The organism is Paenibacillus sp. 2KB_22 (assembly GCF_052115745.1).
Lineage (GTDB): Bacteria > Bacillota > Bacilli > Paenibacillales > Paenibacillaceae > Paenibacillus.
The window spans coordinates 25,686-49,644 of sequence record NZ_JBFRHG010000002.1 but is presented as its reverse complement, the minus strand read 5'-3'; the positions used below and the strand labels follow the sequence as shown (position 1 = coordinate 49,644).

The window sequence follows — 23,959 nt, the reverse complement described above, 5'->3', positions numbered from 1 at the left end:
GTTTGTTGCTAATCATGTTACCAATTCAGACGCGAATGACTGAGCTGTATGCAAAGCAGACTGCCATCTGCCGGAGGCATACACCCAGCGACTCATTTTTGTACCTGATAGCAGCTGCGTGACATCCGAAGCATCCGTGACAACAAAGTTGCAGTCATGCCCTTCTTCTATTCCATACTCGTCGCGGCCCGTGATTTCAGCAGGTATATCCGTGATCATCCGCAGCAGCTGTACTAAATCCCGTTCACTGCCCATATGGGCAGCATATGATGTGATTTGGGCGATCTGTATCAGATCCCCGCGGCCGAACGGATGGAACGGGTCTTGAATATTGTCGGAGGCCGCAGCAAGCGGGATGCCTTCTGCAAGCAGCTCGCGAATGCGTGTTGTGCCCCGTCTTACCAGGCCGCGATCTTCCCGTCCCTGAAGATACAGGTTCACAGCAGGCAGCGTTACCGCGTTCAGACCGGCTTCCTTCATCTTCGCCATCACATGCTGTGCATCTTTTTCCGTCATTGCGGACAATGAGCACAGATGATCTGCCGTCACTCTGCCCTGATAACCGTAGCGAATCGTATGCTCTGCGATGCTCAGCACGGTTTTTTTTCCGGGATTATCACTTTCATCTGCATGCAGATCAATGGGTACGCCAAAACGTTCTGCTAACCGAAAAATCCTGCCAATCTCCCGTTCAGGGTCGTCTGCCAGATGAGGGGCTCCACCCAGTACATCAATTCCCATCCGCAGTGCTTCCTCGATTGCCTCATCCGCAGCTTCATGATTGCCGCGAAACGGTACCATGAGCGCATATTGGATAGCCATACGGCCCTTCAACTTCTCCCGTACTTCCAAGGCTGCCTCAATTGTCCGAAAGGCCACCTCTCTCCCCAAATGAACAGGGAAGTCGAGGTGGCTCCTTATGGTCGTGGTCCCGTAGCTTAGTGCCATTCTGGCTGCAGTCAGAATGCGTTCCGCTAGCTGCTCCTTGCTGAATGTCTGTACAGCCTGGCTGTAATTAAGAATGGCTTCATGAAGTGTGCCGGATCGGTTCGACACCTGCTCAAGCGAGAAGGCCTTATCCAGATGCATATGACAGTCAACCAGGCCAGGAAGCATCATGCCGCCCTGCAGATCGATGCAATCCGCGTCTGCGAGCCGTTTCAGATCCGATCCGGCCTGATGCGGGACCATCAGTCGGGAAGAACCACTTTCCCGTGCATCAAGGAAACGATCTTGCCGACGGATACTAACCCATTTTCCAACCTCCGCCTTTAGTTCATAAAGACCAAGGTCTTCCCGATGCGGAAGGCATACATTAATGAAACGCAGCCCTGCACTCATTGTGCGGTAGCCAGCGCCTGAAGCACGGCCAGATCCTCCTCGTCAAGCTCGGTGGCCGGACCTGCTTTGATCATATCCGAGAACATTTCGTCCGGTACCATGGTCGTCAGACAATACAGACGTGTGCTGCCCGTGTTAATAATATCGTGATGGTTGCCCGGTGGAATGATAATGAACGAACCTTGGCGGATCGGAGTCTCATACTCGTTGCCAACTTTGGCTAGCCCCTCCCCTTTTAACACATAAAAATATTCATAAGCTTCCCGGTGTTCATTGGATGGAGTTCTGCCTCCAACCTCGAAGATCTCCACAAATGAAGTGAAAGGAACCTGCTCCCTGTCGCACAGCAGGATGAACTTATTCGTATCCTGTGCGGAAATTTTGTGGACGGGACAATTCTCAAAGTTACCAGCAACCAGACCTGGGATGTTCACCATATACATTCAACCTCACTTTGATTAATTTTTATTTATGCTTCGCTTTTTATCTTTTTACCGGCAGCCTCAAACAGGATATGTCCTGTTCTGTACTGCGGACAGCCGTGGTGGCAATCTTTAACCCACCTGTTCCCGTGCTGTTCATCTCGTCCCTAACACCGTTTGGATGCCGGGCGAATAACGGGAAGGCGCTGCCTGTCAACTCAAGCCGGACATACGAGCCAGCCGGAAGGGTGGCCGCCAAGGGACGCAGCCGGATCTGCACTGTTCTCCATTCATTGTAAGCATCTTCTCCTTCACTGCAGATTTCCGTGCGACCCACACTCAGTAGCTGGGCCGTCCCTTTCTCGGATACGGTGGTGAGGATGGCTACCAGATCCGTCGGACCTCCCAATGTTTGGTACTGCACGGATAACTCCGGGGACCCAAAAATCGGGATATCCTCTGCAAGCGGTCCTCCCGTATATACCAGAATTTCTTGCCGTTCCTGAATGGCAGCTCGGTCGGACGGTAGGTAAGAGTCCAGACGCATCGGCAGACGTGAGTCGTACACGAATACATCCGGCACAGCATCCTCTACATCTTCCTTATGCTTTTCGAGTCTCCCCCCTCCTGCCGCACCATTCGCCGGGGTCTGTGACCCGGACAGATAAAACCATTCGGACGGAGAGGCCCCATCCTCAAATTGTGAAGGCAGCTGTTCCGCCGTATGCCATTCATGACTCAATTGGTCAAAATATCGGATCGGCAGTTCAGCAGACAGTTCCATGTCTTCCTTGCCCTTCAACCAATAATCAAACCAGCGCAGCTGCTCCAGATGATGACCACCATCCGCCTGCTCGCCATGATCGATTCCGCCCGCTCTGCGCCCCCATGGAATGTGGGCCCACGGGCCGACAATGAGCCGATGAAAGCAATCCGGCGTGGCCGTAGCTTGCAGAGCTTCGAACGACTGTAACGTGCCCATGAGGAAACCGTCATACCATCCCCCAATATGAAGCGCCGGCACGGGTTCCTTTACGATATCGTTGATCCAGTTCATCTGCTCCCAGTACTCATCGTACGCTTGATGATCGATCCAATCATAAAATGCGGGAAAGTATTGCTCCAGAATTGGATGTCTTTCATTCAATGGCATTTTCCAGAGCATCTCCTCGGGGCTGCGCATGAGTCGTGAGCATTGCTCTGCCGTTTCGAAGTCACCCGCTCTTTGTGCCGTGTCACGAGCCAGTTGGAAAGCCCACGGTAGATGGTTGCCAAGTGCGAAGGAGCCATGCGGATAAAATAAGCCATGGTACATATCTGCCGGACACATGCTCGGTGCAATCGCCTTGAGCGCAGAGGGGTGAAGGGAAGCTGCTGCCCATTGTGTTAGGCCTTGATAAGAGAAACCGTACATGCCTACGTTCCCGGTCGAGCCGGACAGACCGGCTGCCCATTCGATGGTATCAAATCCGTCCTCTGCTTCTTGAACAAACGGATTAAATTCGCCTTCCGACTCTCCCCGCCCCCTGACATCCTGGATTACCACGATATATCCCTTACTTGCATACCAGACGGGGTGGGCATGCGTAACGGTAGAAGCAATCGACCGTCCGTAGGGCTGGCGCATCAGCAGCACAGGATATTCTCCATTCTCGTCCGGCAGGTATATATCTGAATACAACGTTATACCGTCGCGCATCGTGCAAGGGACCTTCCGACGGATGACTACATTTCCAAATTTCATGCAACTCGCTCCTTTGCTGTAGATACGGATTGACTAATAAAATCCGCATGGCACGTTAACTGCTGCAGGTTGCGCCATTCTTCCGTCACCTGTTGATCAGATACCGCTAACTGCTGAACGCTTTAATTTCTCCTGATTCAAAATCCCCTTCGGGTCATTGCGATGTTTGATTTCCCACAAACGATCATGGGCGTATGATCGCCCGCCTTCCTTCAAATCCCATGTATGCGGATTGTTGACTACAACCCGGTTTTTCTCGTAACATTCCATCAGCTGGTTCAGGTTTTCCTCCGTTGTGAACGGGACCAGCGGCAGGCCGGAGATCAGCAAATTTCCGTTTTGCCGGGCAAACTCGATATGATTCATTACTTCCGGATATTCCTTTTTCATAGAGGAGATTTGCTCAAGGGCACTGGATGGTTCAAAATTGAGCTGCAGGTAGGTCAAGCCAGGATCTGCTTTGCGCGCCCACAATGTTGTATGATTCCATGTGAAATCGGAGACACCTACACCTTTGTGATACTGTTCGGCAGAGACCTTCATAGCCAAGTGACCTCCATACTTCGATAGGATACGTTCAAGCTGGGATTCGTTGGCTGTATCCACTTCCAGTAATGCGACAGCATGGTCAGCGGGGAGATCAAGCGGGAGAAAATAGGATGGTACCGGCCATTCATGGATGGAAATTAGCCGTTTCACCAAGGAAGTGTCCTCAGCTACCGACTGCCCGAAGCGAAAAGCCTGATCAAAACTGTCAAAGGTCACTGCCCATTGCATCCATTCCACTCGGGGAGCCAGATTGATTTCCACTTCGGACAAAATGCCGATTGTACCGTAAGTATGCAGGTAAGGCAGCACTTCGTCCCCCTGGAGCTCAATAGTACGGGGATGAACCTCGACGGTCTTGATTTTTAGAGAACGTACCAACCCATCCCAGATCGTCCCCCAGCTGATCGAACCGATGCCGCCAAAACCGCCGCATAAAAAACCGCCGATCGTCGCGGATTGAAAGGTGGAAGGCATCGTACGCAGCTCGTAACCTGCCTTGCGGGCAGTGGATTCCATTTTGCCGAGTCTGGCCCCGGCCTGGATCCGCATAGTCCCTTCTCCCATTTCAAGCACCTTGTTGTATTTGGCCAGATTCAGAACGATTCCGCCTGTGACCGGAACGCATTGCCCATAATTGCCGGTGCCGTTCCCCCTGATGGTCAGCGGAACTCCCAGCTCTGCTGCTATGGAGAGCAGATCGTCAAGTTCTTCCTCGGTGCGCGGACTGGCGATGCACTCGGCGACCTTACCCTGCAGCTGACTGGCCAGCACAGGAGAGAAGTGATGATAATCCATCGAATATTTGGCAAGGGCTGCCTCCTCCCACTGCAGCAATTCCGGATCCATGCGTTCTTTCAATACGGCTATCCAATGTTCATTCATTTGGTTCCCCTCCCGTATGTTGTAATACTGATCTCAATAAAGGAATCTCTTAGGAATTCGGCAAGAACTCATCCGTAAATACTTTGCTGACATCAGGCTCCTCTTTCAAGGCCCCAATCTCCTTTAGCTGCTTTCCGAGCTCCGTCCAGCGTTCCTCTGTCATGTAACCAACACCGTGTTCCCCCGCATCACCTTCGTATACAAACGGGATAAGCGCTTCTGCGGCATAGTTCAGCTTTTCTTTCGTAAAGTCAGGGTTTTCCTTTAAAATGACGTCATTCACGGTATCATAATTGGTCTTGTAATAATCCCAGCCCTTCATCGAAGCCTCAACATAACCACGCACAATATCAGGATGATCCTTTATGTACTGCTCCGTGGTGAACAGCACATTGGAATACGGGTTATAACCGGCATCTGCCAGTAACAGGAAATTAATGTCTACATTCTGCTGCTTCATCTCGTACGGCTCACTGGTTACATATCCCTGAATCGCAACCGTTTCATCGGCTACAAAAGGAGCCAAAGAACCGGTATAAGCCAATTCCTTTACGTTACCCAATTGGTATTTACTCTTCACAAAATCCCAAAACACCGAGCCTGTCCCCACGTATACGGAGCGGTTGTTCAAATCGGCCAGGGAGGACATGTTCTGATTGGCATGAACCATAAGTCCCTGCGGGCTTTTCTGGAATATCGTTGCAATCGCTACAAGAGGGATTCCTTCTTCACGAGCGACCAGCAATTGATCCGCTGTTGCCAGTCCGAACTGCGCCTTGCCTGAAGCCACGATCTGTGTTGGAGACACCTGCGGCCCACCTGCCTGGATGGTCATATCGAGACCAGCCTCATTGTAATATCCTTGTTCCTTTGCCGCATACAGACCCCCGTGCTCTGCTTGTGCAAACCAGTTCGTCACCTGTGTAATTGCCGTGAGTTCTTCGCTTCCCCCCGTAGCAGAGGCATTCTCAGCCGTTGGCTGATTCCCGCAAGCCGCCAGCAATGTGGATAAGGAAAATATTGCTGCGAGTAACACTACAGTTCCCTTTTGTCTGTACTTGTTCATCTCATTACCACTCCCCCAAGGAAAATTACTGATGATTTATACGACTTCCCCTACCGGATTTCGAAGCGTCATAAAGCCACTGATTCTACACTCGGCGACATCTCCTTCCTGAATCCGGACGGACCCGGGTGTGCCTGTCATGATCACATCTCCCGGATAGAGAGTCATCATCTGTGAAAAATACGAGACAATGAACCATGGATGATACATCATGTGAGACACCGTATTGCTATGAATAACCTCATCATTCAACACAGTTTCAACCACGAGGCTCTGCAGATCACTTATTTCATCAGGTGTTATTAGTTGTGGTCCAAGACTGAAAAATGTATCGAATACCTTGGATCGCTGCAGGAATCTGGGGTTCCGTGCGTGAATATCCTGGTTAGTCATATCCAGCGTTGCGGCAAAACCTGCAATGACCTCCTGTGCACGTTCTTCCGGCACATTTTTGCAGGTTCGGCCGATGATAATGCCAAGCTCTGCTTCTGATGTCACATTCACATCCTGAGCCGTCAGCTGGATATACTCTTCCGGCCCGATCAGGCTTGAGTCTGGCTTCATGAAGCAGACTGGCTCACGCTCTGGAGGAGTAGATGCGAGATCGATCGCTTTTTGCACATAATTCATGCCAATTCCCCATATTTTACGAGGGTGGCGGAAGAGAGGAGCGGATATGGCTCCTTCTGAAGGTATGAAAGGTATTGATGAAACTGCTCTATCCCCGTGCTTCTGATACCACTGGATTAGCTCCTCTAGCTGGCCTTGCTGCAAAATCTCCATAACGGAGGTGCCCCATGAGCTTCCTTCCGCCCTGTTGATCTCCTCTAGAAGAAAGAATCGTTCCGCATGTTCAATCGCGGCCTGTTCACCATCGCCGTGTTTCAGACTGACGAGCTTCACGGGGTGCTTCCTGCTGGCTGTTGAACCGGTTCGGTCCCGCGGACATCGGTGATTTCAAAATCACACAGTTCCTCCAGCGCATCTGACAAAATCGTTGAGATTCTATCCTGAATAATGCTGCCTTTCTCAGGCGTGGCCGTCGTAGCATCACCAGCAATGCCGGTAGCGGAAATATCAGCCATCTTCCAGGCGAAGCGGATTTTCCCTTCTAATGTAAGAAAGCGGTAAGAGGACATATCAGGAAGCTCTTTGACGAGGAACTCCTTGTTCACCCAGTCCGGTTTGATGGACATCACGAGAGAGGTCTCATAATCGCCACCATGAATACCGTATTCCAGCTCCTCGGAAGACAGGAGATCCTCTGCCACATTCAGACTGCTGGGACTGAGATAGAAAACCATCATCCCCGTTCTGATCCGTATTTCTCGTGATACCGTATTTAGCAAATCCGCGTTGCCGCCATGGGTGTTAAACAACAGTAACTTGCGAAAACCACTAGCCTTCAGACTTTCTGCAATGTCCAGCATGATGGCATGCAGTGTGCTCGCAGATAAGGAAATCGTGCCCGGAAGTCCGATATGTTCATTACTTTTGCCATACGAGACCGGAGGCAGCAGCCAGATCTCCTTATCCGCCCGCACCCGCTCCAGCGTCTGTGATAATGTCGCTTCCCCAATCAAAGTGTCCGTATATACCGGCAGATGGGGGCCATGCTGCTCCACAGCTCCGACTGGGAGAATAATCAGCGCCTTATCCTTCGGCAGTTCTTGGACCTGTTTGCTTGTCAGACGGGGCAAAAATCGTTCCTCCCACGCTGTTCCTTCATATCGTTGAAACATAACAGACACCCTTTCTCCTGAGGCTTTATTGTTTTTACGTGTAGCTTAATGGCCATGTATCGAAAATGATGCTCTTATCCTTTTACTTCGGAATGTACTGCTGAAAGAAAGGATGTGGCCCATTCCAGCAAACGTTGATCCTGTCCCGGACCGGCAATGATCGAAATACCGACCGGGCAGCCCAGTACCTCCGCAGCCGGAATCGTAAGCTGCGGCAGACCCGACAAGCCGGAAATGCAGGTTAAACGCATCGTTTTCACTCTTCGTTCTTCAATTAAAGGCCCGCCCAACCCTAGCTTCGGGGCCGCTCCAGTCGTCGTCGGAATCACAAGCACCGTATCCGTTCTGAGCAGGTCAGCCATGTGCTTGCACACCTCAATCCGGCTTTTTGCTGCCTTCTCCTGATCATCACGTTCAACGGTGGATGCCCAGGAGAATCGCCCGGCCGTATCTGGTCCGAAGGTCGGCTGCTCACGTTCAATCCACGCCCCGTGCTCCTGCCATATTTCATAACCCTGGATCGTCCTGAACTTGGTCATCCATTCAGGTAGACCCTGCGGGGCGATGCGAACAGTTTCATGGCTCGCAACCATGCTGCACAGCAACTTCAGGTAAGGGGTAAGCGCCTCTTTGCTCTCCGTATCAGCAAGCTCCCACGCATCCTCACCGATGAGCACCCGGCTGAAGCCTGTACCCGAGTCTGTCTGCGGCAAAAGCACTTCTCCTACCCGGCACAGCGTCTCGAGATCACGTGCCATCCAGCCGACGGTGTCGAAGCTGGGAGCGAGTGGGATAACGCCTTTCGCGGAGACAATGCCATGCGATGGACGCATTCCATAAATTCCACAGTACGAAGATGGAACACGGACCGATCCTCCCGTATCCGTTCCAAGGGAGAAGTCAGCAAGCCCAGCGGCGACAGCAACCGCCGATCCGCTCGATGAACCGCCAGGGATGCGATCGGGAGCCCTTGGATTCACTGGTGTTCCATAATGAACATTTTCACCATTCAAGCTGAACATCAGCTCATCCGTATGCGTCATCCCCGTTAGTCGAGCTCCTTGCTGCAATAGCAGGTTGAGCGTTTCCGCGTGTTCGGTCGCCGGCCCATGCGTCTGGAGCCAACACGGATTACCTGCGCCATTTGTATTGCCACGGACGGCAAACACATCCTTGACCATAAAGCTGAGTCCGTTCAGCCTACCCTGACCGGTCGGTTCAACGATTACCTGGTTGACAGTGGCGTTCCATTGGTCCTTCATTGCTTCATCCCATCCTTCCGCTCAGCCTTCTAACGATGCCAGCTCTTCTGAGGTATTTCTCTCTATAGGATTCGCTGCCCCGCTCAGCTCTTGTACCAACCAGGTGGAATCCGTAACGAAGCCATAACATTGCTTGATGTTGTACAATGTCGCTTCTATGCAGAAATCCGGGGAGCTTGTTGCCGAGCAATCCTCCAGAAGTATGCCGTCATATCCGAGACAAGCCGCATCCTGCAGAGTATGCATGACACACTGATCGAGATTTACTCCGGCAAACAACACCGTTTGAATATTGAGATTGCGTAGAATACTGTCCAGTGGTGTATCCCAAAACCCGCTCATGCGATATTTATCCACATAGATATCATCGGGGGACGAATCCAGACCATCGACAATTGCCGTTCCCCAACTGCCTTTCTCCAGCACCTTGGAGCCGTTCCCCGGCAGCGGGTCACCGATGCCGTTGCCTCGCCCATCCGAATTGTAAACATGAAGCACGGATGGCGGCACGTTCATTCGGTCTTCCCGATTGCCCCAGTTCACCCATATCACAGGCACTCCCGCTTTGCGCAGCTCGGGCATCAGTCGGTTCAGCCGGCTGACCGGATTAAGGAGCGGAGAGGTATCGACCCCAATGGAATCCAGCCATCCACCCGGTGTACAGAAATCATTCTGCATATCGATGACAATAACTGCCGTATGCTCGAGATCAAATATGACTTCCTGCGGCTGTGCAGGGAGGGTTACTGACTTGCCGTACTTTTGCGTTCGCCTTAGATCCACCAGCGTTTCGGACACTTGCCAATAGCTCTTTCGATTTCCAAGTTTGAACATATTAAGTCCCCTCATTTTTTCTGAAATTTCTGATTTGAAGCTTCAAATACTTATGGTTCAAGTTTATGGCTTCATCAGATACTCCGTTGTAAACGCCTGGGTAACATCTAGTGCCTTCGTTAATCCTCCGCCCTTGATCATCTGATCCTGCAGGGTGCTCCAGCGTTCCTTTGTCATGTAACCAATACCATTTGCTTCGGAATCCTTGTTAAGAATAAAGGGTTTTTCCTGCACTGCCTCATAATTCATTGCTTCTACCGTCATATCGGGATTGTAGGTTTGAATTAACGGGTTTACCTTTTCATAGTTGTCTAGATAATAGCTCCAACCTTTCTGACTTGCCTGCACCACAGCTTCAACAATATCAGGGTGTTCTTTAAGGTAATCTTCCGTCGTGAAAAGAACGTCTGCATAGTTCGCATAACCGGAATCGGCGATTTTCAGATATTCCACCTCAACCCCCTGCTGAGAAAGTGCGTAAGGCTCATTCGTGATGTAACCCTGATTGAGCGAACTGGGGTCATTGATAAAATTGACCAGCTGCCCGTTATACTTCATTTCTTTTACATCTGTCAGATTGTATTGGCTCTTGATATATTCCCAGTAAGGCACCGCTGTACCGATGTATACGGTTTTGCCGTTCAGGTCTGTGAAATCCTGAATGTTCTCCCCCTTGTGGTACATCAGAACCTGCGGTGTGCTTTGAAAACCGGCAAGGATACCGACAACAGGAATTCCCTGTTCCCGCGCCTTCAAAATTTCATCCGCATAAGAGATACCGAATTCAGCTTTGCCTGCAGCGACAAGCTGCATGGTTGACACCTCGGGGCCTCCAGGCTGAATCGTCATGTCGATCCCCTTGTCCTTATAATAGTTCTGCTGCAATGCCGCAAAATAGCCTCCATCTTCCCCTTTGGCGTACCAGCCCTCGATCAGTTTCACCTGCTTCAAATCTGTTCCGGCTTCTCCTCCCGCCGAGGCAGAGGATTCTAGAGCGGAGGAATTGGAGCATGCGCTTAGAAGCAGTAGGATCAAAGAAGCAGCCGACAGCAGCCATTTCTTGTAACGAAGGTTCATATGATGTGTGGACATGTTGGATCTCTCCCCCGGTTCTGGTATCATTTCATTGCTGATTCATGCCAGGACTTCAAAAGTTTGTTCGATACCATGTTGATGATCAGGAAAAATGCGATTCCTAGGGCGGATGCCGCTAAACCGCAGGCGAACAGATAAGGCGTTTGCAGGCGGGTTGCCGCAACGGTAATCCCGTAACCGAGTCCGCCTTGTCCGCCGCCAATGCCTGCAATGTATTCACCCACGATCGCTCCGACAACCGAACTGGAGCATGAAATTTTCAGTCCTGCCATAATGTACGGAAGTGCCGCCGGAAATCTCAGCCTCCAAATGGTTTGCAGCTTGCTTGCATTATACAAATAGAATAAATTCTTCATGTTCTGATCCGTTGAATTCAATCCGATCAGCGTATTCGATAAAATCGGGAAAAAGCTGATTAAGAATGAAATGATCACAATGGCATTTATTCCCGCTCCGAACCAGATCACTATGATTGGCGCTACCGCAACGACCGGAATAGTCTGTAGGATAATAGCGTAGGGATATACGCTTTTTTCCACTGTTTTGGACAGGGCCAGTAGAATGGCCAATGAAATACCGAGCACTACACTGATCGTAAAACCGATCAACGCCTCCACAATGGTTGTGCTTACCGACGTAATCAGATTCGCGCTGTTCTCAGCAGCGGCTGCGGCAATATCGGATGGCTTGGGCAAGATATATGGGGGCGTTCCCAGTATCCGCACGATTAATTCCCATCCACCGATAAACAGGACAAACACGACTATTGGCGGCAGAATTTTTTTCAGCAGTCCAATGATTGGGCTCTCTTCTGCCGGATGATGGCTGCGGGCATTGTCCTTCCCAGAAGCTCGGATACCTGGTGTCGTTTCAACGGCTGGATTAGCTACCATCTCTTCCATGTTGCTTCCCTCTCCTCTCATTTCTGGCTATCAATGATTCAGTACATTGGACACGCTGCGTACATATTCACCGAATTCAGGTTGCGTCCGGAATTCATCATCCCTTGGATAGGCAAACGGAATATCAATGAAATCCGAAATTTTACCGGGACGAGGCGTCATCACCACGACTTTTGTCGATAGAAACACACTTTCAAACACGTTATGCGTAATGAACAGAACCGACATCTTCTTGTCCTGTTCCCAAATATTTAGCAGTTCATTCTGCAGCGTCTGCCTGGTAATTTCATCAAGGGCGCCAAATGGTTCATCCATTAACAGCAACTTGGGACGAGATATCAACGCTCGTGCAATAGATACTCTCATCTTCATTCCGCCTGACAACTCACGGGGCAGCACCTTCATATAATCCTTCAGGCCTACCAGCTCTAGAACCCGCTCCCCTTCGGTAATCCGCTCCTTTTTGGATACGCCACGCAAAGTAAGAGGCATGGTGACATTATCAATCAGCTTGGCCCACGGGAGGAGGGTATGCTCCTGAAATACAAAGGCAATTTCATTCTGTTTACGTGCTTCCTTTGGAGAAGTACCCAGCACGGTCAGATGACCGGAGGTCGGTTCCGTCAAACCGGCAATCATATTGAAAATGGTAGATTTCCCGCAACCGGAAGGACCGACAAAACATAGAAATTCTCCTTCCCCCACATGCAGATTCGCATGCTGCACAGCTACAGTGCCATTGGGGTAGATTTTGCCGACATCATCGATTACAAGCATGGAACGACTGTCCTTTTGGGCCGCTGCCTGTTGATTTTGGGTGAGCTGCATCTGAATCCCCTCTTCTCTTTGAAGTTGTGTCCTATCATATAGCCAAAAAATACACGTGTAAATATTACTGACACAATTTTGGTTTTTTATCTAACGGCATACGCTTTACGTTGGTTCAAAAACAGAACAATTGATGTTTTGGGTTAACTTATATGACATATATGTAACAAAAGGGATTGCAGAAATTCGACAAGACCCTATATAATTGCTTAAAAAGTTACGTGATGTCCGGTACCTGATTCAGATATGTATCGTTTAGGAGGATGGATTGACATGCAATTAACGATAGAAGATGCGTTGGCGGTGTACCCGTTATCGGAAGGGAAGTTGGCAGCCGGTAAAAAAGGAATTTCTCGAACGATTAGCTCCATCAATTTGATGGATGCTCCGGATGTGATCAACTGGATGAAAGAAGGGGAACTCTTGTTGACTACAGCGTATGCGATTAGGGATTCACCCGAGGAATTTGTTAATTTGCTGCAAAAGCTGAATGAACGTGGGGCCTCCGGACTTGGCATCAAGCTTGGTCGATACTGGGCGGAGATACCAGAGATTGCCCTGCTGGAAGCCGATCGGCTGGGCTTGCCCCTAATTGAGCTGCCTTTCCAATTCACCTTCTCCGAGCAGATCACCGCTCTCTACCAATCCGAGTTTCAACGCGATACCCGCCGGCTGAATGAATTGCTTGAAACGCAGAAGAAGCTGGTTGATTTTGCGATGCAGGCGGATGAGTACACCAATTATTTTCAAAGTATCACAAGCATTTTAGGGGTTCCTTTAGCCATTGTTACCTCTGAAGGACAGACCTTGTATAATATGACCCGCTGTTCCGATATGGAGCTGTTGAGCGATTGGCCCTGGAATCAGGACAATCGGTTTTACAAGTCGGCGAGCAACCTGTTGTATCGTGTCCCCCTGCTGAAAAACGGAAAGTCATACGGCTACTTGCTGATACAAACTGAAAACCTGCTCGAAGCACATGAAATGGAGGGCATTTTTCACCAAGCCGCCGTTATTCTTTCCTATCATCTGGAGGTCATCCAGAATCAGGAGGCAACTGCAGCAGGCAGTCGTCTTGGCACGGTCATGGAACGTTACTTAAAGGGGAACGCCTCTCTGAAAACGGTGCTCGAATTTGCCGAAGCATTGGGAAGCACATTTTGGAGCACGCCCTACGTATGCATGGTATCTTCCTCAAGAGCAGATGCCTGGGACCATGAAAGTCAGAGGCGCAAACTGAGGGAGATTCAGAATAGGCTTCAGGATCATCCCAAAACGTCCTCCTTGGAATCCCATCATTTTTATGTGATGAACCGCATATATTCACTCTTCCCCCTTCTAGAAGTAGAGGCCAAGGATCGAAGGAAGTATGAGGATTCGGTACGTTTGTATGCGGATTTGATGCATTCATGGGACCACGGAACAAGGACATGTTTTATCAGTAAAGTAAGAACGGGAATGGAGGAGTTCATCGATGGCTTCCGGGAGTGCGGGGATGCTGAGAGAATCAGTACGGAGCTTGGTTTAAGCGAACCGGTTGTCATGTTTGCTGACCTGGAATTTATTTATCTCTTCAAGCATATTCCACAGGAGGTCATGGTCAGGTATTGCTCTTATTTATTCCGTCCACTGCTGGACAAAGAAGAGGAATACACCAGCGAGATGATGCACACACTTGAAGCCTATTTCGCCAACAACGGCCAAGTGAATGAAACTGCACGTGAGCTATATATCCATCGCAACACAGTGCTGTACAGGCTGGAGAAAATTTCGGGGCTGCTGAACCTGGATTTGAAGAATACCGATCATCTGCTGCTCTTAAAGCTGGGACTGATGTTTAGGCATTTAATGTCTCCAGAGAGACAAATTTAAAAAAGGTCTAGGGTATATACTTAATTCCAAATGTTTTTAAACGGCAAAGTCTTATATTAATGTGCTTTTTCCCGCCACACTCCGGGGTTAACAATCACATGGTGAACCCTGAGGACCTTAACATTAGTTCTGTCATGATAATATTTAGATAACAATCTAATCCGCATGACCAATTGATTACGTATCAGGGCATGCTTACCCTGGTATGGTTGTCCTTGTAACATCTAAGCATGAAGATAAACATAATATAATGGCTGCTGGCTTTCATACAACGATAGGTTATGCTCCTTTAATCTATGGTGTCTCGTTACGAAAAGAAGCCTTTTCATACGATTTGATTATGAACAGTGGTAATTTTGGTATCAATTTTGTTCCGGCAGACTATGCTGAACTAATTCAGATTGTAGGAACTAGAAGTGGCAGAGAGATGGATAAATTCTCGGAGTATAACATTGAGTATGATCATGGTATAAACCTTAACGTTCCGATTTTAAAAGAAGCTTATTTTGCTTATGAGTGCAAGGTAATAGATTCAAGAAATTATGGAAGCCATGAGTTTGTAGCAGGAGAAATCAAGACGATTTACAAAGATGAAGATAAATTCATAGAAATTGATGGATGGACTATGCCAGATATGAACAAGTTAGAAGTCCCACTTTATTTAGGACGTTCCATCTATGCTACTTTTAATGCTAGCTCGGAGCAGAAAGATTATGTAAAGTATCGTTTTCAATAAAGAAGGCCCCTTCATCATTCTATAGTACAAATAAACTCGCAGAAGCCCGTTTATGCACCATTCTAACCGGAGAGTGACCTACCCTGTTCCTATAGTCTGTATGCTGTAAATACAGGCTCCTGCGAGTTTTTCTCATAACTGTAGATAATTCTACTTTCGTCCCTTTAAGAGACGGTCTTTTGATTGTTATTCAAAATCAGCGTTGAGCGTGATTTCTTTCCATTCTTCTATGTCTGAAAGCATACCTGTGAATTTATGTGTTGCTGCTTGATATGCAGCTTTACCAAGAAGTAAACGAAGTGGTGGGCTTGGTGTCTCAACTACCTTGATTACAGCTGCCGCTGCTTTCACTGGATCGCCTGACTCTTGTCCACCATTCTGCTGAACACCTTGCAGCATCTGTCCTACAAACGAATCCTTCAATTCAGAAATTTGAGTATCCGTCTTAACGGACGATCTGCCGCCCCAATCCGTTCGGAAACCGCTTGGTTCAATTAATGTTACTGCAATGTTAAATGGAGTCAGTTCTTTCGCCAAGCTTTCTGATATCCCTTCAACTGCATATTTGGTTGCATGATAGTAACCTAGTGTTGGAAATGAAGTTAAACCACCGATAGAGGAGAAATTAATGATATGACCGGACTTCTGAGCTCTCATATGCGGGAGAACAGCATTGGTCATATGCATAAGCCCCCAGAAGTTAATTTCGAACATTCGGCGTGTCTCTTCTTCTAGGCTTTCTTCCACTGAACTAAAGTATCCAATCCCAGCATTGTTCACTAGAACATCGATACGGCCGAATTTGTCAATGGTTTGCTGAACTGCATCTTTAATTTGATCATCGTTAGTTACATCCAATGGCAACGCAAGCGTGTTCTCTTCATGTCCTGATACGATATCTTGAATCTGCTCGACTCTACGAGCAGTCACGACTACCTTATAACCAGCTTCAATTGCTTGTACCGCTATTTGGCGGCCAAATCCAGTAGAGCAGCCCGTAATAAACCAAACTTTTTTTTCTAGAGACATTCTAATCACTCCTTTTAGATGATATCTCTACCTTACATCTTCAAGTATACTTTAAGTCAAATAAGCAAATCACCGGAGCTTTCTCTTTTCTTATATAGCAACACGTCATAAACAGCTATCTTACGAATAATTTTTTCAAGATGATACTGTTTTTTAGCCAAGGTGATCTCTACATTTTTTTTGTGTTCAGTTAAAAAATCTCTTCTGACATCCAACGTGTCATCCCCTTGTAGGATAAGCTCTGTATACGATTTTATTTCTTCTATCGTCATCCCTGTGTCTTTTAATGCCACCACGAGTTCAAGCCACTCGAGTACTTTCTCATTATATTCTCTTCGCCCATTGACGTTTCTTTTCACTTCGGGAAGAATCCCCACTTGTTCATAATAGCGAAGCGTAGATGCTGGTATTCCGGTTATTTTTACAAGCTCGTTGATACTATACATTAGAGGAAACCCCTTTTTTGTTAAAGTTGGATTTAAGATAATACATATGAAGTAGTTAGTCAATATTTCTTTATCATGCTAGACATAACGCTAACCTGCCCGTTAGCTTAACCAAAGAAGAGCAGCTACCAATTGGCAACTACTCCATGCTGATTTTCAACTAACGTTTCCCTCTCTTGTATAATCAGTCTGAAGGAGCCCCTTCATCGATGCGGGCATTGCATTTAAACCCATATTTTGGCTTTAGACCTACCCGACAAAGCTTTATACAGTACTTGCACCCCTGTTAGTAATGAGATAAAAAAACAGCTGAAGACAAAAACCGAGAGGAGAGACCATTCGAAGAGGTCGCGGCCAAGATAGGTCTGCCAGCCGAGTGCGAGTAAACCGAGTAAATAGCTAATACCTGCCACATGAGTCCATATTCTTGGAGTTTTTATTGCTGATGTAATGCGTTCAGATAGCCAAGCGACTACCGGTATAGCTTGCAGCGCGTGAAAGCCAATGCCGTGTAGAACAATTATATTCCCCTGATCACCGACAATACGGCCATTGTTTACGGAAATCCAAATACCAGCGATAAACGAAAACATGACTGCGATCATTGCATATCGGATACCTGTCACCAGTGTTGGGCGAAGTATATATGCTTTTTTGCGAAAAAATTGAACAGCTAAAAACAGGTAGCATAGGACCAGTAACAGAGCTACAGCAGTAAAAATAAAACCGATAATGTTGTCAAAGGGAACACCACTCTTCACAAACCTTGGATCCACCCCTCGAAAATTTTGTACGGTTTCAGCAAAATAGGAATAGAGGGCAAGTAGAATATATGACCTTCGGAAGAATGACCTGCCTTTCACGCTGAGTGCTGAAAATGGTGCGATAGCCGCCGTTGACAGTAGGAATATTCCCATCGCAGCGTTAAAAGAAAATGCATCAGAGACACTACCGTCTGGAGCCACATTTCCTCCGTTAAACAAAACCCATACTGCACAAACCCCTGCAAGTAAAAAACCGAGCAGACCAGTAAGTACTAGCCACCTCTCTCCTTCAAAATACTTAAGTGACCTGTTTGGTGTATCCATATTCTCCGCTTCCACAACACCCATTGTTTTCCCACCTCATTGATTATTTGTTATAAATATTTTACATATAGTTGAGGGAAGCTGAGAAACGGCTTAAGACCGAGCCTTACCTTGGACTTTGGTCGTAAGTGCTACTAGACCGTTATGGAATGTTCAATGACATCGAAACTTTCAGATTTAAACGCCTTTCACCGTGATGAATTCATTCAAATGCTAAGTAAATACATCATTATACAAACAAAAAAACCACTACGAGTCAGCAATTTCCGATGCGACTGTCAAGAATCCTCTCTATCGCTGGATATTCCTCGAATCTTTTTTCGATGAAATGTTAAATAACCGCCCCGTAAAGGGGCGATTATTTAAGCTTGCATAAATGATTCTAACGGTTCCAGAATCGCAAACGTCTTCTTTGCATCCTTCTTCCGTTGCACATCATAAAGTTTGGTCAACTCTTCGAATGATTTAGCTTTAATCTTCGTATAACTCGATTTGGTGTATCTGATTATGTACGTCTTTACCCCTTCCTCTTCACTCCACTCGTAAACGACATCATATTGGTCCCTCAAATTCTTTAAATGAAGTGACCGGCGCAACACTGCAAAGTGTTCTTCAATGGCTTCATCGCATTCCTCCATAATCTTCTCGTATGTGCAGCCAACTCGCATCAGAATCTCCGATGCCCGTTCATTGCCGTATCTCGCGAGAAATTCCTTCAACGAAACCAGCGCATATAGCAATATTTGTTCCTTGTCATTCGGATTCCTATATTCATAACAGCCTACAACCAAATTGCGGTCGGTCATCTCCTCCTTACTGAATTGCATATTAAACAAATACTCGAGTGTCTTTTGCTTCATAACGGTTTCCAACATCTGTTCTTTATCAATCCTGATGCCCGTGGTCACCCACGGAAACGGTAGTTGGCAGTTACCTTCACGCGGTATGCTACCCCTAAGATTCAAAATCGGCATACCCGTAGCAATTGCGTACGACCTGTTATATCCTTCGCCCGCGAATATTTCCTGTTCTTCTAGCATGTGTCCTGTCTCCTTTTTGTACCAAGTTCCATTCGGCGACTATTGCATATCCATAAAACTACCACTTTTTTGTGTTGGTCTCTTATTAGTTCATCAGCGCTTTTCATTAACCCACGAAGATATTTCTGGAATATATTGTATCACAGGAGAACAATAAGTCCATCTAATGGTTCCGTCATCCTGCCCCCAGGAATTTCAATGTTCCTTTGTAACTTCATCTGCCGGTCCAGATGTACAGCCACTTAAAACTATGATCAATAACATAAAAATGGCTACTGGTATTCTTTTTATTTTCTGTTCCTCCATACCTATATTCAAATAAAAAGGCCGCTTAATCAGCGGCCTTTAACGAATGCTTAGATTTGTGCCATTCCACCATCTACGAATAGTTCGATGCCGTTGACATAGCTGCTTTCCTCCGATGCAAGGAACATCACTGCACTGGCGATCTCCTCTGCTTTACCAAGGCGGCTCAATGGAACGGTATCCTTAGCGGATTCAAGGACTTGATCCAACGCCTCTCCAAACAAATCATCGTAAGCCGGCGTATGGATCATTCCTGGGCTCAGTACATTAATTCTTATTCCGGTCCCCTTTAAGTCCGTAACCCAGTTTCTCGTCATCTGGCGGAGCGCTGCTTTGGTTCCTCCGTACACGCTAAACCCTGCATCGCCGATCGTAGATGCCGTTGAACCCGTAAGAATGATGGAACCAGTCTGGTCCGGAAATAGCGGCAGAGCCTTCTGGATGGTGAACAGAGTACCCTTTACGTTTACATCGAATGTAATCTGGTATTGCTCTTCTGTAATATGGCCCAAGGGCAGGATGCTGCCAAGTCCGGCATTAGCGAAAAGAATGTCCAGATGCCCTTTCTCCTGTCTCACCGTTTCAAATAGTTTGTCCAGATCGTTTAGATTAGATATGTCACCTTGAACGCCAGTGACCCGTTCCCCAATCAATTTCACCGCTGTGTCCAGCTCGTTTTGTCTGCGTCCAGTTATGAAGACATGCGCCCCTTCCTCCACAAAACGCTGTGCCGTAGCAAGTCCGATACCGCTTGTCCCTCCAGTGACGACCACGACCTTACCATTGAAATTCCCCATGATTTCTGTCCTCTCCCTCTTGAGGCCGTATGGCCTATATTAGTACCGCCGCTATAGTAACCAAACCATAACAACGCAGTGATTTTACTCGTGTAAGATGTAATTCCACCGTACAAGTGACATTATGTATCAAACATATCTAAAAAAGAAGTACTTACTTTTTTGTTATATAGTAACTAAAAGGAAACAATTGTAAGGTTGTTGGGCTAAATCTCTTCTATAGCCATTTATATAAACGAAAACCCCAAGCATGATATCCCTGGGGTTTTCGTTTTATACTATTTTTAATCCGTATGCAAAATTTGGAACTCATCCTGTGCGAATGTTTCCTCTGCATATTTTCCACCCCAGTTGCAAAGATTTTTCAAAATAGATTCAAGAGATTGACCAAGTTCAGTAGTTGAATATTCGACTTTCGGAGGGACTTGATTATACACTTTTCTATGTATCAGTCCACTCGTTTCCAGGTCTCGAAGTGTTTGAATAAGCATTTTTTGAGTAATACTTGGTATCAATCTCTTCAACTCGCTCGTGCGCTTTGGACCTTTAATCAAATAATACAAAACAAGCGCCTTCCACTTCCCTCCGATAATGTCCAACGTAACCTCAAGGTCACAATAATATGTTTTCATATTAGTAATAACAGCCCCCGGTTCTATTTATTACTTTATAGCTACTATATAATTAAAAAGCATGTACACTATTAATTAATACTATAATTCATGATAGCATTTGTTGGTGCTTAAGAACAGTTCTAAAACAGTTAAATATTCAGATCATACAGTAGCTGGTCATATCCTGAAGGATAACCTCGACAGCTTCCTTAATTCTCCGGTGGTTGAAGTAAATATGTGCCTCCAACCCCCGCACGTACATCAATAATTTTTGATTTTTTTAACATTCTTATGATTCTACGTATGATAACAGGGTTTGTATTTACACTTAGGGCAATTTGATCACCCGTTAATTCTGCATCATTAATAGCAATCAATGAAAGAATATGAATAGTCATTGAAAAACGTCCATGTTCTTAACCTTTTCAGCAATGATACTAAAGTTCTTGCCTTAGAATGAATAACTAATTTTTCAATAATCCAAAAAAGAGACTATCTTTAAGCCAATATATTTGGCATCAAGATGGTCCCCTCTTCAAGATGCATGAAAATTAAAAGTTTGTTATCTGACAAGATGTGATACGCGGCTGATCAAGGCAAAGTGATCCCGTTTCGTTGCCCCTCTTTGACTTTATTTAAGCATTTCTTTCATTGACCTGTACTGCTTATCCGAATTGGACCCAGGAGTCCACTTGGCTCCTGTTGCGCAAAGGAGGACAAGAAATCTTGTTGTTCTTTTACCAACGTATTAGTAACTTCGATTATTAGTTTATTTTCCCCGCTTTTTAACTCCCCATTGATTTCAAATCGATAAGGCGGACAAATTCGCACGCCTATATGTTCACCGTTTAACCACACCTCTGCCGTTTCAAAAACCTGACCCAGATCTAAAATTGCTTGGTTAACGGATTCGAACCATTCAAATTGTGTTTCATAACGAAACGTACCCGAAAAATATGGTAGATAGTCAGGCGAACTCATATTCATTAGATCGCCTAATTGGCCCCATTCAACAAAACGAGGATAATGTATTGCTTCTGATGTGGAAACGGCCCAAGCATTTTTTAATTCTATTGCGTTTGTGAACTCTATATCCACTGGTTTTTCAGCATAACCTTCAAGGTTACTTCCGAGCAGCAGCATAATGGATTCATATGGACATAGAGTCAGCAGCACCGAATTCGGATCATTGTCCGAAGCATTCAAACGTCTCAGGCGATTCAGGAAAGCATCATAGGCGTAGATATCGCCTTTTACCGGTAAAGCAACCTCTGTAGATATCGTTTTATGCGGACTCTCATTGAAAAACATAAACACATCCAAATCAGGATGAACATAGTGATAATACCGCAGATAAGGTTCAGGGTTATGAACATGAATATCGTAATACCCGTTGTTAATGAGTTCCTGAGACAACTTGTTCAGCGCTACATGCTTAACGTTCTTATGATTGAAAAGACAGGAGAGTTCTCCAGCAACCCCAATGCCTTCGCTGGAACGTGTTGGTAGTGCGTCAACAAAATAAATGACCAATCCCTGTTCAGCAAACTGTATTAAACGCTGCAGAAACAACGCAGGAAGAGCATCCGAATAAGGTAGGATCAGGCATGCGTAATCCTCAAGATGCACTTGCAGTCGGCCATCCATCACGCTGGCTCCGTCCAGAAGAACGTCGATTGGAAGAATATCGCAGTCAATTTGATGCTGCATTAATTCTTTGACGGGCTCCTGAAAATACATGGCTCCCCCTGACCATTCGGCTTCAGCGTGATAAACAACGCCTGCTGTCGCCACGTGCCTCCCACCTGAAATTAGGTGGCTAATCCGGTTCATATATTGATTTAAATGTTTATAGTATCGATACTGCGGATTCTTACCGCCTGCATACATATGCGGAGGACAATCCGGATCTAGGAAGGACTTTTGTGTAAAAGCATGCGGGACGAAGTAGTTAACCCCGCGCACCAGCATATGGTCGGTAAGCCATTTCATCAGCTTTAAACCTTCCGTCCAGCCATATGCTCCGTATAATTCGCACATGGTCCGACCTTGTTTTTTCGGATCAATGTGTCCAAGTGATACTGCCAGCTTAGCTAAGCCATAATGGAAGAACAAACTGTCCGTCTCTCCCGACGTAGTTCGGAAACTCAATTCATCGAAACCAGGCACAATCTGCCATAACACCACATCAAGACCCGACATATCCTGTCCCCAGAGTGAGCGGAAAAAGTGTCCTGCACCGGAGCCAAGCCTTGCATGAACATTGTTGTCTTCGAGCACATGTCCGATATATTCAACTCCGCGGGCTCGGCACCAGGCCCCGATTTTATTGCAAAAGTTATCCGCGTAGAGCTTGCTCACGATATTCATATAAGTGTAACGCAAGATGTCGGACCGTTCCTCCCCTTCTTGCCAGAGAAGGTAAAGCTCCTTGCGATAATCCTCGCCGAGGGCCTGCTCTAGCAAACCTGGCATTTCAAGGCTCCAGGGAAGCGACACCCCTGGTTTACCGGGTTTTGAATTGAAGTCGAATGTCGTTGGATCATTGTAGAATCCAGGTTCGTCCGAAAAGAAGCCAGCAAATGTCTTACCGAAATCTGCCTGATATCGTTGATAGACCGCCTCATGAACCGTATCGATCAGAATGCGTACCGAAGCCTGATCCAGCGGGTTCAGGTAATCTTCCTGTGCCTTGCTACCGCCCTCTTTATTGGCAGAAATAATAAATATGCGCCAGTATCCTTCGGGAATGTCCCAATATAGAACACCGTTCTGAACATATTCAGTGATGTCGACGCAGTCGCCGAGTAATGCCCCATTGGATGAATCTCGGCGGACTGCAACAGCGGATACCAGTTTGTTTTTCCCATTCGCATGTTGAGGGAACGATATTGTAGGCCGAAGCCCGGTCATCAGTAAAGTATCTAGCAAAAAAGAAGCACCTTCTGCTGGACCCAAAGTGTCGATATAACGTTCACCCAGAAACAATCGGTGAAGCTCTTCCGGAGCTTCCTTTATCTTACCTGCTGCGTGCCCCGTTGGAAAATGATCGTCATCAAGTAGCCACACTTTCATCCCACGCTTACGGGCTTCATCCATAATAATGTCCATGTCTGTCCACCACTTCGGTCCCAAAAAATCAGGATGCGGTCGGGCTTCAATACACACAGCACCGATGCCTGCTTCATCTACACGGGCCATTTCTTCCCGGATCACCCGCTCCTCCTCTCCATGCTGCCATAGGAATGGGAGGATATAATTGTGTTCTTGACCCTTGAGCACGTCTATTAATCGATTCGTCATGATTCCCTCCTGTATAGCTCGAAATTGAATTCTTAGGTTTCCGGCAAGACGGAAGATATTA

22 protein-coding genes are annotated in these 23,959 nt (G+C 47.0%); 2 read left to right on the top strand and 20 right to left on the bottom strand.

Translation table 11 applies throughout. From position 1 onward, the window contains the following. Window positions 1-12: 12 nt before the first annotated feature. The 12 genes from AB4111_RS11180 to AB4111_RS11125 form a co-directional block, all read right to left on the bottom strand. Window positions 13-1,341 carry an amidohydrolase family protein gene (locus AB4111_RS11180; RefSeq protein ID WP_442031660.1) on the bottom strand — a complete coding sequence of 443 codons (1,329 nt, stop codon included), beginning with the start codon at window positions 1,339-1,341 and terminating at the stop codon, window positions 13-15. Beyond that, the gene (locus AB4111_RS11175) at window positions 1,338-1,778 is read right to left on the bottom strand and encodes a cupin domain-containing protein (protein WP_090898515.1); all 441 of its coding nucleotides are present in this window, start codon (window positions 1,776-1,778) and stop codon (window positions 1,338-1,340) included. The genes AB4111_RS11180 and AB4111_RS11175 overlap by 4 nt, the downstream gene beginning before the upstream one ends. A gap of 46 nt (window positions 1,779-1,824) precedes the next feature. Then, on the bottom strand, window positions 1,825-3,507 hold the full coding sequence (locus AB4111_RS11170; RefSeq protein ID WP_442031659.1) for a CocE/NonD family hydrolase: 1,683 nt from the start codon (window positions 3,505-3,507) through the stop codon (window positions 1,825-1,827). Between the two features lie 96 nt (window positions 3,508-3,603). Beyond that, the gene (locus AB4111_RS11165; protein ID WP_442031658.1) at window positions 3,604-4,938 is read right to left on the bottom strand and encodes an FAD-binding oxidoreductase; all 1,335 of its coding nucleotides are present in this window, start codon (window positions 4,936-4,938) and stop codon (window positions 3,604-3,606) included. 49 nt (window positions 4,939-4,987) lie between these two features. Beyond that, window positions 4,988-6,004 carry an ABC transporter substrate-binding protein gene (locus AB4111_RS11160; RefSeq protein ID WP_442031657.1) on the bottom strand — a complete coding sequence of 339 codons (1,017 nt, stop codon included), beginning with the start codon at window positions 6,002-6,004 and terminating at the stop codon, window positions 4,988-4,990. A gap of 36 nt (window positions 6,005-6,040) precedes the next feature. Further along, window positions 6,041-6,907 carry a fumarylacetoacetate hydrolase family protein gene (locus tag AB4111_RS11155; RefSeq protein WP_442031656.1) on the bottom strand — a complete coding sequence of 289 codons (867 nt, stop codon included), beginning with the start codon at window positions 6,905-6,907 and terminating at the stop codon, window positions 6,041-6,043. Beyond that, window positions 6,904-7,746, bottom strand: coding sequence for a creatininase family protein (locus tag AB4111_RS11150; RefSeq protein ID WP_442031655.1), 843 nt, complete (start codon window positions 7,744-7,746; stop codon window positions 6,904-6,906). Before AB4111_RS11150 ends, AB4111_RS11155 begins: the two co-directional genes overlap by 4 nt. Window positions 7,747-7,820: 74 nt before the next feature. Next, entirely contained in the window at window positions 7,821-9,008 is a 1,188-nt protein-coding gene (locus AB4111_RS11145) for an amidase (protein WP_442031654.1), read from the bottom strand. 21 nt (window positions 9,009-9,029) lie between these two features. Beyond that, window positions 9,030-9,842: a cysteine hydrolase family protein gene (locus AB4111_RS11140; protein WP_442031653.1), complete on the bottom strand. Its 813-nt coding sequence runs from the start codon at window positions 9,840-9,842 to the stop codon at window positions 9,030-9,032. Between the two features lie 63 nt (window positions 9,843-9,905). Then, a complete protein-coding gene (locus tag AB4111_RS11135; RefSeq protein WP_442031652.1) occupies window positions 9,906-10,934 on the bottom strand; it encodes an ABC transporter substrate-binding protein in 1,029 nt (342 codons plus the stop codon). Window positions 10,935-10,960: 26 nt separating this feature from the next. Further along, window positions 10,961-11,839 (bottom strand): ABC transporter permease, encoded by an 879-nt coding sequence (locus AB4111_RS11130; protein WP_442031651.1) that lies wholly within the window; start codon window positions 11,837-11,839, stop codon window positions 10,961-10,963. 30 nt (window positions 11,840-11,869) lie between these two features. After that, complete coding sequence (locus tag AB4111_RS11125) at window positions 11,870-12,667, bottom strand: ABC transporter ATP-binding protein (RefSeq protein WP_110822780.1); 798 nt, start codon at window positions 12,665-12,667, stop codon at window positions 11,870-11,872. Window positions 12,668-12,940: 273 nt separating this feature from the next. Here AB4111_RS11125 and AB4111_RS11120 point away from each other — a divergent pair, with 273 nt between their 5' ends. After that, entirely contained in the window at window positions 12,941-14,539 is a 1,599-nt protein-coding gene (locus AB4111_RS11120; protein ID WP_442031650.1) for a PucR family transcriptional regulator, read from the top strand. Between the two features lie 205 nt (window positions 14,540-14,744). Beyond that, window positions 14,745-15,275 (top strand): flavin reductase family protein, encoded by a 531-nt coding sequence (locus AB4111_RS11115; RefSeq protein ID WP_442031649.1) that lies wholly within the window; start codon window positions 14,745-14,747, stop codon window positions 15,273-15,275. A gap of 186 nt (window positions 15,276-15,461) precedes the next feature. Here the strand turns inward: AB4111_RS11115 and AB4111_RS11110 are convergent, their stop codons facing one another. The 8 genes from AB4111_RS11110 to AB4111_RS11075 all read right to left on the bottom strand — a co-directional run bounded on the left by AB4111_RS11110 (window position 15,462) and on the right by AB4111_RS11075 (window position 23,898). After that, a complete protein-coding gene (locus AB4111_RS11110; protein WP_442031648.1) occupies window positions 15,462-16,304 on the bottom strand; it encodes an oxidoreductase in 843 nt (280 codons plus the stop codon). A gap of 56 nt (window positions 16,305-16,360) precedes the next feature. Then, a complete protein-coding gene (locus tag AB4111_RS11105) occupies window positions 16,361-16,750 on the bottom strand; it encodes a MerR family transcriptional regulator (RefSeq protein WP_442031647.1) in 390 nt (129 codons plus the stop codon). Window positions 16,751-16,974: 224 nt separating this feature from the next. Further along, complete coding sequence (locus AB4111_RS11100) at window positions 16,975-17,862, bottom strand: hypothetical protein (RefSeq protein ID WP_442031646.1); 888 nt, start codon at window positions 17,860-17,862, stop codon at window positions 16,975-16,977. Window positions 17,863-18,200: 338 nt separating this feature from the next. Continuing rightward, complete coding sequence (locus tag AB4111_RS11095) at window positions 18,201-18,878, bottom strand: hypothetical protein (protein ID WP_442031645.1); 678 nt, start codon at window positions 18,876-18,878, stop codon at window positions 18,201-18,203. 356 nt (window positions 18,879-19,234) lie between these two features. After that, window positions 19,235-19,981 (bottom strand): SDR family NAD(P)-dependent oxidoreductase, encoded by a 747-nt coding sequence (locus AB4111_RS11090; RefSeq protein WP_442031644.1) that lies wholly within the window; start codon window positions 19,979-19,981, stop codon window positions 19,235-19,237. Between the two features lie 284 nt (window positions 19,982-20,265). Beyond that, window positions 20,266-20,613, bottom strand: a complete 348-nt coding sequence (locus AB4111_RS11085; RefSeq protein ID WP_442031643.1) for a winged helix-turn-helix transcriptional regulator — start codon at window positions 20,611-20,613, stop codon at window positions 20,266-20,268. Between the two features lie 191 nt (window positions 20,614-20,804). Beyond that, on the bottom strand, window positions 20,805-20,993 hold the full coding sequence (locus AB4111_RS11080) for an Rrf2 family transcriptional regulator (protein WP_442031642.1): 189 nt from the start codon (window positions 20,991-20,993) through the stop codon (window positions 20,805-20,807). Window positions 20,994-21,243: 250 nt separating this feature from the next. Then, window positions 21,244-23,898 carry a glycosylhydrolase-like jelly roll fold domain-containing protein gene (locus AB4111_RS11075; RefSeq protein WP_442031641.1) on the bottom strand — a complete coding sequence of 885 codons (2,655 nt, stop codon included), beginning with the start codon at window positions 23,896-23,898 and terminating at the stop codon, window positions 21,244-21,246. Between the last annotated feature and the right edge of the window lie 61 nt (window positions 23,899-23,959).

Excerpts from the sequence above, each read along its gene's own strand:
- AB4111_RS11180 (WP_442031660.1), bottom strand. The coding sequence starts at position 1,341 with ATGAGTGCAGGGCTGCGTTTCATTAATGTATGCCTTCCGCATCGGGAA.
- AB4111_RS11175 (WP_090898515.1), bottom strand. The coding sequence starts at position 1,778 with ATGGTGAACATCCCAGGTCTGGTTGCTGGTAACTTTGAGAATTGTCCC.
- AB4111_RS11170 (WP_442031659.1), bottom strand. The coding sequence starts at position 3,507 with ATGAAATTTGGAAATGTAGTCATCCGTCGGAAGGTCCCTTGCACGATG.
- AB4111_RS11165 (WP_442031658.1), bottom strand. The coding sequence starts at position 4,938 with ATGAATGAACATTGGATAGCCGTATTGAAAGAACGCATGGATCCGGAA.
- AB4111_RS11160 (WP_442031657.1), bottom strand. The coding sequence starts at position 6,004 with ATGAACAAGTACAGACAAAAGGGAACTGTAGTGTTACTCGCAGCAATA.
- AB4111_RS11150 (WP_442031655.1), bottom strand. The coding sequence starts at position 7,746 with ATGTTTCAACGATATGAAGGAACAGCGTGGGAGGAACGATTTTTGCCC.
- AB4111_RS11145 (WP_442031654.1), bottom strand. The coding sequence starts at position 9,008 with ATGAAGGACCAATGGAACGCCACTGTCAACCAGGTAATCGTTGAACCG.
- AB4111_RS11140 (WP_442031653.1), bottom strand. The coding sequence starts at position 9,842 with ATGTTCAAACTTGGAAATCGAAAGAGCTATTGGCAAGTGTCCGAAACG.
- AB4111_RS11135 (WP_442031652.1), bottom strand. The coding sequence starts at position 10,934 with ATGTCCACACATCATATGAACCTTCGTTACAAGAAATGGCTGCTGTCG.
- AB4111_RS11130 (WP_442031651.1), bottom strand. The coding sequence starts at position 11,839 with ATGGAAGAGATGGTAGCTAATCCAGCCGTTGAAACGACACCAGGTATC.
- AB4111_RS11125 (WP_110822780.1), bottom strand. The coding sequence starts at position 12,667 with ATGCAGCTCACCCAAAATCAACAGGCAGCGGCCCAAAAGGACAGTCGT.
- AB4111_RS11120 (WP_442031650.1), top strand. The coding sequence starts at position 12,941 with ATGCAATTAACGATAGAAGATGCGTTGGCGGTGTACCCGTTATCGGAA.
- AB4111_RS11115 (WP_442031649.1), top strand. The coding sequence starts at position 14,745 with ATGGTTGTCCTTGTAACATCTAAGCATGAAGATAAACATAATATAATG.
- AB4111_RS11110 (WP_442031648.1), bottom strand. The coding sequence starts at position 16,304 with ATGTCTCTAGAAAAAAAAGTTTGGTTTATTACGGGCTGCTCTACTGGA.
- AB4111_RS11105 (WP_442031647.1), bottom strand. The coding sequence starts at position 16,750 with ATGTATAGTATCAACGAGCTTGTAAAAATAACCGGAATACCAGCATCT.
- AB4111_RS11100 (WP_442031646.1), bottom strand. The coding sequence starts at position 17,862 with ATGGGTGTTGTGGAAGCGGAGAATATGGATACACCAAACAGGTCACTT.
- AB4111_RS11095 (WP_442031645.1), bottom strand. The coding sequence starts at position 18,878 with ATGCTAGAAGAACAGGAAATATTCGCGGGCGAAGGATATAACAGGTCG.
- AB4111_RS11090 (WP_442031644.1), bottom strand. The coding sequence starts at position 19,981 with ATGGGGAATTTCAATGGTAAGGTCGTGGTCGTCACTGGAGGGACAAGC.
- AB4111_RS11085 (WP_442031643.1), bottom strand. The coding sequence starts at position 20,613 with ATGAAAACATATTATTGTGACCTTGAGGTTACGTTGGACATTATCGGA.
- AB4111_RS11080 (WP_442031642.1), bottom strand. The coding sequence starts at position 20,993 with ATGACTATTCATATTCTTTCATTGATTGCTATTAATGATGCAGAATTA.
- AB4111_RS11075 (WP_442031641.1), bottom strand. The coding sequence starts at position 23,898 with ATGACGAATCGATTAATAGACGTGCTCAAGGGTCAAGAACACAATTAT.